This is a genomic window from Flavobacterium sp., assembly GCF_031411595.1.
Classification (GTDB): domain Bacteria; phylum Bacteroidota; class Bacteroidia; order Flavobacteriales; family Flavobacteriaceae; genus Flavobacterium.
The window spans coordinates 1-12,759 of record NZ_JANOBI010000002.1; the positions used below are offsets into that span (position 1 = coordinate 1).

10 protein-coding genes are annotated in these 12,759 nt (G+C 37.9%); 6 read left to right on the top strand and 4 right to left on the bottom strand.

The genetic code is table 11. The annotated features are described in order from the left end of the window. From RMO03_RS00070 to RMO03_RS00080, 3 genes are all read left to right on the top strand, one after another. Nucleotides 1-2,284, top strand: a 2,284-nt coding sequence (locus RMO03_RS00070) for a M20/M25/M40 family metallo-hydrolase (RefSeq protein WP_309640032.1), incomplete at its 5' end; no start/stop codon positions are given. Nucleotides 2,285-2,305: 21 nt separating this feature from the next. Then, on the top strand, nucleotides 2,306-3,109 hold the full coding sequence (locus RMO03_RS00075; RefSeq protein WP_309640033.1) for an SDR family oxidoreductase: 804 nt from the start codon (nucleotides 2,306-2,308) through the stop codon (nucleotides 3,107-3,109). After that, nucleotides 3,110-4,039, top strand: coding sequence for an EamA family transporter (locus RMO03_RS00080; RefSeq protein WP_309640034.1), 930 nt, complete (start codon nucleotides 3,110-3,112; stop codon nucleotides 4,037-4,039). 87 nt (nucleotides 4,040-4,126) lie between these two features. Here RMO03_RS00080 and RMO03_RS00085 read toward each other — a convergent pair whose 3' ends face one another. Next, nucleotides 4,127-6,190, bottom strand: coding sequence for a M13 family metallopeptidase (locus RMO03_RS00085; RefSeq protein ID WP_309640035.1), 2,064 nt, complete (start codon nucleotides 6,188-6,190; stop codon nucleotides 4,127-4,129). 90 nt (nucleotides 6,191-6,280) lie between these two features. Between RMO03_RS00085 and RMO03_RS00090 the strand changes: the two genes are divergently transcribed. The 3 genes from RMO03_RS00090 (at nucleotide 6,281) to feoB (ending at nucleotide 9,373) form a co-directional block, all read left to right on the top strand. Further along, nucleotides 6,281-6,949: an SCO family protein gene (locus tag RMO03_RS00090; RefSeq protein WP_309640036.1), complete on the top strand. Its 669-nt coding sequence runs from the start codon at nucleotides 6,281-6,283 to the stop codon at nucleotides 6,947-6,949. Between the two features lie 82 nt (nucleotides 6,950-7,031). Next, nucleotides 7,032-7,265, top strand: coding sequence for a FeoA family protein (locus tag RMO03_RS00095; RefSeq protein WP_309640037.1), 234 nt, complete (start codon nucleotides 7,032-7,034; stop codon nucleotides 7,263-7,265). 5 nt (nucleotides 7,266-7,270) lie between these two features. After that, entirely contained in the window at nucleotides 7,271-9,373 is a 2,103-nt protein-coding gene (gene feoB / locus RMO03_RS00100) for a ferrous iron transport protein B (protein ID WP_309640038.1), read from the top strand. 162 nt (nucleotides 9,374-9,535) lie between these two features. On the opposite strand, the gene RMO03_RS00110 is transcribed toward feoB, so the two are convergent. The 3 genes from RMO03_RS00110 to RMO03_RS00120 form a co-directional block, all read right to left on the bottom strand. Continuing rightward, nucleotides 9,536-9,961 (bottom strand): hypothetical protein, encoded by a 426-nt coding sequence (locus RMO03_RS00110; RefSeq protein WP_309640040.1) that lies wholly within the window; start codon nucleotides 9,959-9,961, stop codon nucleotides 9,536-9,538. 13 nt (nucleotides 9,962-9,974) lie between these two features. Further along, nucleotides 9,975-10,628: a metal-dependent transcriptional regulator gene (locus tag RMO03_RS00115; protein WP_309640041.1), complete on the bottom strand. Its 654-nt coding sequence runs from the start codon at nucleotides 10,626-10,628 to the stop codon at nucleotides 9,975-9,977. A gap of 222 nt (nucleotides 10,629-10,850) precedes the next feature. After that, nucleotides 10,851-12,722, bottom strand: coding sequence for an Nramp family divalent metal transporter (locus RMO03_RS00120; RefSeq protein WP_309640042.1), 1,872 nt, complete (start codon nucleotides 12,720-12,722; stop codon nucleotides 10,851-10,853). Between the last annotated feature and the right edge of the window lie 37 nt (nucleotides 12,723-12,759).

A 12,759-nucleotide genomic window follows, 5' to 3' on the forward strand; every position in this document is an offset into this window, starting at 1 on the left:
TGAGTTTTCTACACCCAAAGCCATAGAGCACATTCGAAATATTGCTCAAAAACCACATTATATCGGTTCGCAAAATCATGAAGTGGTAGCCGATTACTTAATACAAGAATTAAAAAAGCTAGGGTTGAATCCTCAAACCCAAGAAGGCACAACGCTAACCGAATGGGGAAATCTCGTTAAATCTAGAAACATTATTGCCCGAATTGACGGAACAGACACCTCAAAAGCGCTTTTACTATTATCACATTATGACAGCGCGCCGCATTCTTTTTCTTGTGGAGCGAGCGACGATGCTTCCGGAGTGGCCACAATTTTAGAAGGTTTACGTGCTTTTTTACATCAAAAAAAGCCACATAAAAACGACATTGTTATTTTATTTTCCGATGCAGAAGAGTTGGGTTTGAATGGCGCAGCACTTTTCGTAACACAACATCAATGGGCCAAAGAAATTGGTTTGGCACTCAATTTTGAAGCGCGAGGAACTTCAGGGCCAAGTTATATGTTGATGGAAGTCAATCAAGGAAATTCTGCTATGGTTGAAGGCTTCACCAAAGCCAATCCGAAATATCCGGTGTCAAATTCACTCATGTACAGCATCTATAAAATGCTTCCCAACGACACTGATTTGACCGTTTTCAGAGAACAAGGAAAGATTCAAGGATTCAACTTTGCGTTTATCGATAATCATTTTAATTATCATACGGCACAGGATAATTTTGCGCATGTCAATCCAACAACCATAGCACATCAAGGCTCGTATTTGATGCCGATGTTGGGTTATTTTTCGAACGCAGATTTAAAGCATTTGGATTCAACTCAAGACGATGTTTATTTCAACACACCGTTTTATTTTGTAAGTTATTCATTCGCATGGATTATGAAAATGGCTATTGGAGCGTTGTTGTTTTTCTTATTTTTGGTCATCATCGGAGCGGGCAAAAAAATCTTATTAGGCAAAGAAATCGCTAAAGGGTTTTTGTATTTGTTTGGAGCGTTGATTACTGCTGGTTTCTGCAATTATTTTGGTTGGCAATTGCTGTTGAAAATCTATCCGCAATACCAGGATATTCTTCAAGGATTTACGTATAACGGACATTACTATCTTGCCGCTTTTGCGTTTTTAAACTTGGCCATTGCCTTCTTATTTTATGGGAATTCGAAAACGGCAACGGTCAATTTAAATCAAACTATCGCACCACTTTTTGTGTGGATTTTAATCAATTTAGCCATTGCGATTTATCTTCCCGGCGCCGGATTTTTTATCATTCCCGTTTATTTCGGGTTGTTGATGTTGGCGTATTTCATCATAACACAGCAAACCAATTTGGCTTTAAATCTGATTTTATCGATTCCGGCTTTGGTCATTTTTGTGCCGTTTATTATTCAATTTCCGATTGGTTTGGGATTGAAAATGTTGACCGGAAGCGCCGTTCTTACGGTATTGGTTTTCGCATTGTTGCTTCCGATTTTTGGTTCATTTGGCAAAAAAAGATTTTGGATCAGCACGTTGTTCATTCTTTCGATGGTGTTCTTTGGAATGGCGCACTATTATTCATCTTATGAAGTAGGAAAAGCGAAACCTAATAGTCTGGTTTATGTTTTAAATGCAGATAAAAACCGAGCTACTTGGGCAACTTATGATCAAAATTTAGATGCATGGACGAAAAATTATTTGGGTGAAAATCCTCAAAAACCGAATGCTGTTGATGGCGACAATTTGTTTAGCAAATACAATTCAGCATTTACTTTTACAGCGAAAGCACCCATCAAAAATATTGCAAAACCAACCATTGTATTTTTAAAAGATTCTGTAGTTGGAAATCAACGTTTGCTAAAAATTCGAATTTCACCCAATCGAAAAGTGAATCGCTACGATATTTTCGCTGATGAAAAAATGGCAATCTATAATTTGAAAGCAAATCATGTTAAAGCGATCACGCAAAAAGGGTCGTTATACCAAAGAACAACTAAAAGAGTTTTGAGTTATTATGTGGTGAATAATGAACCGTTGGAGTTGGAATTCAGTATTAATGCTAAATCGATTTTGAATATGAATCTGGTGGAAAGCGCTTTCGATTTGATGAACAACCCTTTATTTACTATGGTCAAACGCGCTTCTTGGATGATGCCCATGCCTTTCGTTTTGACGGATGCTGTTGTGATTGAACAAAAAATCAAACCTTCTGAAAGAATAATAACACCTGAAACCAGTATTACAATTCCTACCTTTGACTTGAAAAATGATAGTATTGTACAAGTTGTTGATACCATCAAAATCAAATAATATTGATTTTACAATGCACCAATGAAACAAATTAGCATACTCGGATGCGGCTGGTTGGGCTTGCCTTTAGCGCAGCAATTGATTCGTCAAGGTTATGAGATTAAAGGGACCACAACTTCTGAAGCCAAACTTGTTGTTTTAGAAAATAACGGTATTCGACCTTTCTTAATCAATGTTTCGGGTGAAGGAATCGAAGGCGATGTGACTTCGTTTTTGAAAAACGCTGAGATTTTAATTATCAACATTCCACCCAAATTACGAGGCGATGTGAAAGAAAATTTCGTTGCAAAAGTTCAAAATATTATGGCAGCCGTTGAAGCATCAACCATCAAAAAAGTGTTGTTCGTGAGTTCAACTTCGGTGTATCCTGATTGTAATGAAACCATTACAGAAGTCACGATTCCAGAACCGGATTCCGAAAGTGGATTGCAATTGTTTCAAGCCGAACAACTTTTACAAAACAACCATCATTTTCAAACTACTGTTGTTCGTTTTGGCGGATTGATTGGAAACGATAGACATCCGATACGTTTTTTAGCAGGAAGAAAAAACATTGAAAACCCTGATGCGCCAATCAATTTGATTCATCAAGACGATTGCATCGGCATCATTCAAAAAATTATTGAAAGCGATTTTTGGAATGAAACGTTCAATGCAGTTGCGCCATTTCATCCTACACGAAAAGCATATTACACTCAAAAAGCCATCGACTTGAATTTGGATATTCCTGAGTTTAATGCCAACAAGCGATGCATCGGAAAAACAATTTTAAGCGATAAAGTAATTTCAGTCTTAGGTTATACCTTTACCAAAAACAAGCTGTAATTGAAAGCAAGAATTAAAAAAGCAGTTTCTCTAAAAGTAAAAGCTATCGGTTTGCCAATACTGGCTTTGTGCTGGGTTAGTTTTTTTTGGGGAACCACTTGGATTGCTTCGAAAGAAGGTGTCAAACACATGCCCGCAATGCAACTAGTAGCGATTCGACAATTCTTAGGAGGCATTTTGTATGTAGCTTATTTTTTATTCAAAAAGACACCTTGGCCCAAAGGCAAACAATGGAAAACCATTCTGATTTTGAGCTTGCTGAATTTTGTTTTAAGCAACGGCTTAAGCACTTGGGGCATCAAATATATCAGTAGTGGTTTGGGTGCGATTTTGGGCGCCATCTTTCCCATCTGGATTGTCATCATCACGTTGTTTAGAGGTGAAAAAACATCAAAATTAGCCGTTACCGGATTGCTGATTTGCTTTGGCGGTGTTTGCATTATTTTCTATGATCATCTCAAAGATTTTCTACAACCTAATTTTAGTTTTGGAATTTTATTATCGTTAATCGCCACATTAACTTGGGCTTTCGGCACCTTATACACGAAGAAAAAAGCGGCAAGTTTCAATCCGTATTTTAGTTTGGGATTGCAAATGATGATTTCGAGTTTGTTCTTATTTACCATTATCGGCGCAACAGGAACGACCATTCCATTAAGTGAAATTCCTTCAAACTCTTGGTGGTCGATTGGCTATTTGGTGATTATTGGTTCGGTGTTGACATTCGTTGCCTTCATTTATGCTTTACAAAAATTACCCGCAGAAGTCAATAGTATTTATGCTTACATCAACCCGATCGTTGCGGTGATTTTAGGCGCGATTATTTTTGGAGAACCACTAACATTGTTGATTGCCATTGGCGGAATCATTGTTCTGATTGGATTGTATTTAGTCAATCAAGCAATGCGAAAAAAGAAAATGGCGGCTTAAAAACGAATACGAGTTATAAGTTATTCTTCAATAAAAAATCCCATCTGATGTAACGGATGGGATTTTTTAATATGATGTAATTAAGACTTACCAGATTTTTACTCGTTTGTCTGGAGCGATATACATTTTGTCTCCTTCTTTAATATCAAATGCTTTATAAAAAGCATCCACATTTTGCAAAGGCACATAACCTCTATAATTGTCCGGCGAATGCGGGTCGGTTTTCACTTGAGTTTTAATCGATTCCTCTCTCGCTTTCGAACGCCAAACGGTGGCCCAAGAAATAAAGAATCGTTGTTCCGGTGTATAACCGTCAATCAAACCAGGATTTTTATTGGACTTCAAATACATTTGCAATCCGTCATAAGCGGCATTGATTCCACCCAAATCGCCGATGTTTTCACCCAAAGTAAATTTACCATCAACATGAATTCCGGGGAATGGTTCCAAAGCACTGTATTGATCTGCCAATGCAGTTCCTAATGCAGTAAATTGTTTCAAATCGTCTTCTGTCCACCAATCTACTAAGTTGCCTTCCGCATTGTATCGCGATCCTGAATCATCAAAACCGTGTGAAATTTCATGCCCGATAACAGCGCCTACTGCACCGAAATTCAAGGCTTCATCTACTCTGTAATCATAATATGGGGGTTGTAAAATGGCGGCTGGGAAAACAATTTCGTTATACGATGGATTGTAATACGCATTGACCGTTTGTGGCGACATAAACCATTCTGTTTTATCAACAGGTTTGCCTAGTTTTCGGACTTCATCGTTGAAATTCCAGCTCGATATGTTATTCATGTTTTCGAAGTAACTTCCACCTTCATTGGCTGCTGTAATTTTTAATGTTCCATAATCTTTCCAATGATCTGGATAACCAATTTTGATGATGAGTTTGTTTAATTTTTCAATCGCTTTGGTTTTGGTTGCAGGCGACATCCAAGTCAAATTATTGATTCTTACTTTATAAGCTTGAATGATATTTTTAATCATACTTTCCGCTTTGGCTTTGGCTTCAGCCGGGAACATTTTCTCTACATACAATTTACCTAAAGCTTCACCGATAGAGAAATTGACGGTTTGTAAAGCTCTTTCGTCAAGTGGTCTTCGTTTCAGAATACCATTCAATGTTTTCCCATAGAAATCGAAATTAGCATCACCAATAGTACTGGATAATTGTCCGGCAGTTCTGTTTAATAATGTCAAGCGCATGTAGGCTTTCCAGGCATCGATATTATTTTCAGAAAAAATGGTTTGCAAAGCGGCCATATACCTAGGCTGTGTTACAATCACAGAATCCAATTTGGTGATTCCAAGCGAAGTGAAATAAGTATTCCAATTGATGGCTGGTGTCATTTTTTGAAGCTCAGCAACCGTCATCGGATTGTATTGTTTTCTGCTGTCTCTTCGTTCAACACGATCTAATCTTGGCTGCGACATTGCCGTTTCCAAGGCTAATACTTTTTTAGCATCTTCCAAGGTATTGGCTTTTGGGTCGTTGTCTAAAAACTTAAGCATTCGAGCCACATGCGTTACATATTTATCTCTTTTTTCTTTCGAATCTTTGTCTTCGGAAATATAATAATCACGGTCAGGCAATCCGACTTTTCCGGGTGTTATATTGACCGAGTTTTTATTGCTGTCTTTATCGTCAGCACCAATCGATACTGAGAAAAAACCAATGCCACCAATCGGTTCCATCGCAACGATGAGGTTTTGTAAATCCTGCATATTTTTAACGGCGTTGATTTGCGCGAGGTAAGGTTTTAGTGGATTGATTCCTTGTTTGTTTCTCGAAATGGTGTCCATAATCGATTTATACAAATTGATCGCTTTTCCTTCATCGGTAGTTGATTTGTATTTCGGATTATTGATAGCATCTTTTAAGATTTTGGCGACATCTTTATTCGTGTTTTCGTATAATTCTTCTGAAGTTCCCCAAGCCGTTTTATCATTTGGAATTTCCGTTTTGTCGAGCCAAGTTCCGTTGACGTATCGATAAAAATCGTCACTAGGTTTTACTTTTTTATCCATGTCAGCAACATTGATTCCTGGTTTTTTATTTGTCGAATCTTGCGCTTGAATAACATGACATCCGATAAGCATCGGAATGATTAAAACAAGTTGTTTGTAAAAGTGTATTTTCATTATTTAAAGTTTGGTTAAGGTTGCAAAACTATTGATAAAATTTGAATGTCGATAGGTCGTGATTTCATACTTTTGTTACAAATTTAAATTATGCTGCATTTTTTGAAAAAATTTCGAATCTTTTTCGGAATTATGACGGTGTTTTCTATCATTTGTATAGCATTGTTTTATTTTGCTTTGAAGCCAAAAAAGACATTGCCGATATTCAATCCGTCTGATGTAAACCCTGAGTTGGTCGACAGTACGGTGCAATACATTCAAAAATACCACACGATTTCGGATTTTTCATTCACCAATCAAAACGGAAAAACCATCACTCAAAAAGATTATGAAGGTAAGATTTATGTAGCTGATTTTTTCTTCACCACTTGTGGCTCGATTTGTCCGATAATGACGACTAATATGGTCGATGTGCAAAAAGCATTTCTACACAATCCTAAAGTGATGTTGCTTTCTCATACCGTTTTTCCCGAAACGGATTCTGTTCCCGTTTTAAAAAAGTACGCTATCGAAAAAGGCGTTGATGATCGCAAATGGAATCTCGTTACCGGAGATAAAAAAGCTATTTATACGATGGCCCGAAAATCTTATTTGGCTGTCAAACTCGGAAAACCTTCGGAGTTATACGATATGGTGCACACCGAAAACTTTGTGCTGATTGATACCAAACGACGCGTTCGCGGATTTTACGACGGCACCAAAAAAGAAGAAATTCAACGCTTGATTGATGATATCAATTGGCTTTGCAACGAAGAATAAAGTTTCCTTAAATCTGATAATTATCATTTAATATTCTTTTTTTATCTGTACTTTTACAATCTTAATTCAATCTAAATAAGATTTGCGAACTACAATTTCCGATTTAAAAAAAGGCGAAAAAGCACTAATTAAAGAATTTGATGTTGAAGCCATTCCGCTAAAATTATTAGAAATGGGTTGCTTGCCGGGCAACATCGTCGAGCTCATTCAAATCGCACCTTTCGGTGATCCTTTATACCTAAACATCAATGGCGCTCATGTCGCTATTCGACAAGAAACGGCTTGTGAAATTGAAGTCGAAATGCTTCAAAAATAAAAATCATGAAAGCCAAGCAAACCATCAATGTCGCATTAATCGGAAATCCCAATACGGGGAAAACTTCGGTATTCAATCAGTTGACAGGTTTGAACCAACAAGTTGGAAATTATCCCGGCATCACGGTCGAAAAGAAAATCGGATTCTGCAAATTGCCGCAAAACATCAAAGCCAATATTCTTGATTTACCAGGAACGTATAGTTTGAATGCCAGTTCGATAGATGAAAATGTTGTTATCGAATTATTGCTTAATAAAAACGACAAACTCTATCCTGACGTGGCTTTGTTGATTACGGATGTAGAAAATTTAAAACGAAATTTACTGCTTTTCACGCAAATCAAAGATTTAGAAATCCCAACGATTCTCGTCATCAATATGGCGGATCGCATGAAATACAAAGGCATTTCGCTCAATATTCCGTTGCTCGAAGAAAAACTCAAAACCAAAGTAGCACTCATCAGTTCCAGAAGAGGATTGGGCATCACAGAATTGAAGGAACTCATCGTCAATTACAAATCGCTTTCTACCGAACCATGTCTCAATGCTTCGAGTATTGATTCAATTTATTTCGATAATTTGCGCAAAGCATTCCCGAATCAATTGCTTTATAAATTGTGGTTGGTCATCACACAAGATGTCAATTTTTTGAACTTAGAGCGCAATGAAATTCGAAGCTCTTTCACCAAGTCGCACTCAGATTTAAAACGATTGCAGCAAAAAGAAACCATCAAACGCTATCAATTTATCAATGACGTTTTAAAAGAAGGCCAACAAATTGATACGGCGAATGCTAAAGATTTTCGAAGTCGATTGGATCGTGTATTAACCCACAAATTCTGGGGTTATGTGATTTTCTTTTTGATTTTGGGCGTTATTTTTCAATCGATTTTTGATTGGTCGAAAGTCCCAATGGATTATATCGACAGTACTTTTGCAACTTTAAGTACAAAAGCAAGTGAGCATTTACCAGCCGGTGTTTTAACCAATCTGATTTCACAAGGAATCATTCCGGGTATTGGTGGCATTTTAATATTCATTCCGCAAATAGCCTTTCTATTTTTATTCATTTCCATACTCGAAGAAAGCGGTTATATGAGTCGTGTGGTTTTCCTAATGGACAAAATCATGCGCCGTTTCGGACTTTCGGGAAAAAGTGTTGTACCACTAATTTCAGGAACTGCCTGTGCAATTCCTGCGATTATGGCGACCCGAAATATCGAAAACTGGAAAGAACGGTTGATTACGATTTTAGTCACACCATTTACAACTTGCTCCGCGAGATTGCCTGTTTATGCGATTATTATTGCTTTGGTAATTCCCGATCAATATGTTTTTGGAGTTGTCAATTTGCAAGGTTTGACGCTGATGTTATTGTATTTGATTGGATTTGGAATGGCACTTTTCTCTGCGTTTGTGTTGAATAAAATTTTGAAAATCAAAGGCAAAACCTACTTCGTAGTTGAAATGCCCAATTATAAATTACCACTTTTAAAAAATGTTTTTATTAATGTGGTCGAAAAAACTAAGGCATTTGTTTTCGGTGCTGGGAAAATCATTTTAGCCATTTCAGTTGTTCTTTGGTTTTTAGCATCGAATGGTCCGGGTGCCAATTTCAACAATGCAGAAAAAGTTGTGCTTGAGCTAAACAAAGAAAATCCATTGTCGACAGGAGCATTATCGAATGCTGTTGCTTCACAAAAATTAGAAAATTCGTATATCGGAATCATGGGAAAATCGATTGAACCTGTGATTTCGCCTTTGGGTTACGATTGGAAAATTGGCATAGCCGTAATCAGTTCGTTTGCGGCTAGAGAAGTTTTTGTTGGAACGCTTGCAACGATATACAGTGTAGGCAATAGCGATAATGAAGACACCATAAAAAACAAAATGAAAGCCGAAACCAACGCTGTAACCGGAGCCAAAATATTCAACTTTGCTTCAGGAATTTCACTGTTGTTGTTTTATGCTTTTGCGATGCAATGTGCCAGTACACTTGCCATTACAAGAAAAGAAACCAATTCATGGAAATGGCCAATGATTCAATTGGTATTGATGAGCGGATTGGCTTATGTTGTGGCTTTGGTGGCGTATCAACTTTTGAAATAAAAGATTAACACGAATAAATTTTGAAACCAAGAAATCATGGTCCAAGAAATCATAATGTATGTTGTACTCGGAATCGCCGTTGCTTTTTTGGTGAAAAAATTCTTTTTTAAAAAGAAAAAAAAAGGGAAAGATTGTGGTTCGGATGATTGTGGATGCCACTGATTATTTATTAATCGCCACTTTGATTACATAATTTTTAGGGTTGATTTTCAAGCTATCCTTAGGATAAGGAAACAACACCATACTTTTTATTTTTTCTATCGGAATAGACAATTGTTTGGAAAGCCATTCCTTATTTTCCTGTTCTTTTTTAGGTGTGAATGTGATGATGGTTTCATCAATCCATTTTCCGTTTTTGTAGGTTGAAATATTGGCTTGCGCTTCTCCGGCCCAAAAACAATTTATGCCTTCAGGGCAACGACCGTCAGAAATGACTTGTTTGAGAAACAATTGCGTTCCGGTTTTTTTGAGCGTTTTGGTTTGTGTGATTGTAAAGTCGGTGAGTTTTACTTTTACCTTTTTGCGTTTTTGTGCCGAAACGGAAAGACATAACAAACTTAAGAACACTATAGCTATTCGGGTTTTCATAACTTTTGATTTTTTAAACCAATTTCACATAAAGATTGCTCGCGATTTTGTGTGAGATGACCATTTCTTTGAGGTCGATTTCGATTTTTAAAGATAAATCAAATTCTTCTTTTGATAACATTTTTATCGAGGTTCCTAGTGCAATTTTATTATTGTCGAGGTATTTCAGAAATGCTGCAGAGGAATCTTTCACGCCAATGCATTGACATTTTTGGTCGGGCAAAACTTCTGAAAGCAACACTTTTTCTATTGCGATGATTTTTCCGTTGCTGTCGGGAATCGGGTCGCCGTGTGGATCTTTGGTTGGGTTTCCTAAAAAATTATCGAGTTTGTTGATGAGTTGTTCCGACTTGATGTGTTCTAATTGTTCGGCAATGTCGTGCACTTCATCCCAAGCGAAATGGAGTTTTTCGACTAAAAAAACTTCCCACAAACGGTGTTTTCTGACAATCATTTTGGCGGCCAATTGTCCTTTTTCAGTCAGTGAAACGCCTTGGTATTTTTTATAATGAATCCAATCTTTTTCGGATAATTTCTTGAGCATGTCGGTGACCGAGGAAGCTTTGGTTTCCATTTTTTCGGCTATGGCATTGGTGCTTACTTCAGTATCGGTTGCTGAAGTTAAGTGGTAGATGGTTTTGAGGTAATTTTCTTCTGATAAGGTCATTTTTCAAGGTGCTGAGGTACTAAGGTTCTGAGGTTCTGAGGTCGTGCTCGGAAAGTTTTTTGCCCTTAGTACCTCAGAACCTTAGCACCTAAATTTTATCAAAGATACGATTTAGGATTGAAAGTTCCTGTTAAGAAATTGCCCTAGCCCTGATAGCAGTGGTTATCCTTTTGTGCCGTTGTTCGGCGCGAAAGATATCAACGGATAGCAGGTTCCCGGCTTCTAATGCTTGATAATAAACAACGGAATTTTGATTTCATGTCGCACTTTATCAACCGTGGTTCCGAAGAGCAAATCTTTGAAGGTGTGGTGGCCGTGCGTGCCCATAATGAGCAGGTCGAAATGCCCATCGTTGATGTAGTTTGAAATGACTTTTCCGGGTTTTCCGAAGCCTAACTTAGTGTCGACTTGATAACCTTTATCAGACAACATTTCGAAATATTCGTGCAATAGTTTCTCGTCGATGGTGGTTTCATGATCGATAATGGTGCTGCCATACATCATCGCGCCGACGGTTTCTACGACATGAATTAAAGTGTAATGGGCTTCTTTTCCGCCTAAATTAATAGCGTGTTGTAATGCTTTTTCATCAGCGGCTGAGAAATCTACCGTAACGGCAATGTTCTTTTTGGCGTTGTTTTCGAAGGGTGAAAATTTTAATTCGATATGGTGCGGCGAATGGTTTTCGATGGTTTGTTTGCTTTTAGTCACGAACGGTTTGAACACGATATAGAGCAACAAAATCAGAAATCCGAAAGCTAAAGGAACCACGGTAAGCCACAATACGATTGGGTTTTCTGAAGTTTCTAACCAACCTGTGATTTCGTCAAAAACCAATTTGGCGTTTAAAGAAACGATGATGCTGGCGACGATCCACGAGGCAATTTGGGTTATTTTGCTGATGTGAAAACCTTTCATTTTCGATTTGTCGCTCACAAAGTGAATCAGTGGAATGATGGCGAATCCGAGTTGTAAACTTAAAATCACCTGGCTTAAAATCAACATTTTTCCGGTGACGCTTTCGCCGTAAACCAGAATGACAATTACAGCCGGAATGATGGCGATGAGGCGCGTGATGATGCGTCTTACCCAAGGTTGGATTCTTAGATTGAGATAACCTTCCATAACGATTTGTCCTGCTAATGTTCCTGTGATGGTAGAGCTTTGCCCTGCTGCAATCAGCGCGACTGCGAATAATATTGGCGCCCATTGGTTGCCCAAAAGGGGTTCTAAAAATCGGTGTGCATCTTGAATTTCGGCGACTTCAAACATGCCGTTTTTATAGAAAGTTGCTGCGGCTAAGATTAATATGGCAGCGTTTACGAAGAACGCTAAGTTGAGCGCAATAGTGCTATCGATGAAATTGTATTTTAAAGCTTGTTTGATTCCGGCAGTACTGCGGTCGAATTTTCGCGTTTGTACTAAAGACGAATGCAGGTATAAATTGTGCGGCATGACTGTAGCTCCGATGATTCCGATGGCGATGTATAAAGCAGCGCTGTTGGGTAAACTAGGAATGAGTCCGTGGATGATTTTTGGAAGTTCAGGTTGCGCGAATATCATTTCAAAAATAAATGAAAAGCCAATGATCATGACTAGTGCGATGATGAAAGCTTCCATTTTTCTGATGCCCTTGTTGATTAGAAATAGTAGTAGAAATGTATCTAAAACAGTAATCATCACACCTTGAATCAGTGGAATATCAAACAACAAATTGATACCGATGGCCATTCCCAGCACTTCAGCTAAATCGCAGGCGGCAATCGCAATTTCAGCCAGAAAATATAAAATATAATTGATGAAAGGCGAATACGTTTCGCGCGAAGCTTGTGCCAAATCGCGTTGGGTTACAATACCGAGACGTGCGCTTAAACTTTGTAAAAGCAGTGCCATGATGTTGCTCATCAATAAAACCCAAATCAAGGCATAGCCAAACTGACTACCACCGGCGATATCGGTTGCCCAATTTCCGGGATCCATATAACCGACGCTGATTAAGTAGGCCGGGCCAAAAAAAGCAAGAATTTTTCTGAAGACTGTTGCTTTGTTTTGGGTGGGAACAGATTGATTTACTTCTTCTAACGATGTGCTCATAACGGAAATATTTTAAGCAAATATAAAAATAAATTTG

Bases quoted from the DNA above. Each gene is read 5' to 3' on its own strand.
- RMO03_RS00110 (WP_309640040.1), bottom strand. From the start codon at position 9,961: ATGAAAACCCGAATAGCTATAGTGTTCTTAAGTTTGTTATGTCTTTCC.
- RMO03_RS00075 (WP_309640033.1), top strand. From the start codon at position 2,306: ATGAAACAAATTAGCATACTCGGATGCGGCTGGTTGGGCTTGCCTTTA.
- RMO03_RS00085 (WP_309640035.1), bottom strand. From the start codon at position 6,190: ATGAAAATACACTTTTACAAACAACTTGTTTTAATCATTCCGATGCTT.
- RMO03_RS00120 (WP_309640042.1), bottom strand. From the start codon at position 12,722: ATGAGCACATCGTTAGAAGAAGTAAATCAATCTGTTCCCACCCAAAAC.
- RMO03_RS00090 (WP_309640036.1), top strand. From the start codon at position 6,281: ATGCTGCATTTTTTGAAAAAATTTCGAATCTTTTTCGGAATTATGACG.
- RMO03_RS00115 (WP_309640041.1), bottom strand. From the start codon at position 10,628: ATGACCTTATCAGAAGAAAATTACCTCAAAACCATCTACCACTTAACT.
- feoB (WP_309640038.1), top strand. From the start codon at position 7,271: ATGAAAGCCAAGCAAACCATCAATGTCGCATTAATCGGAAATCCCAAT.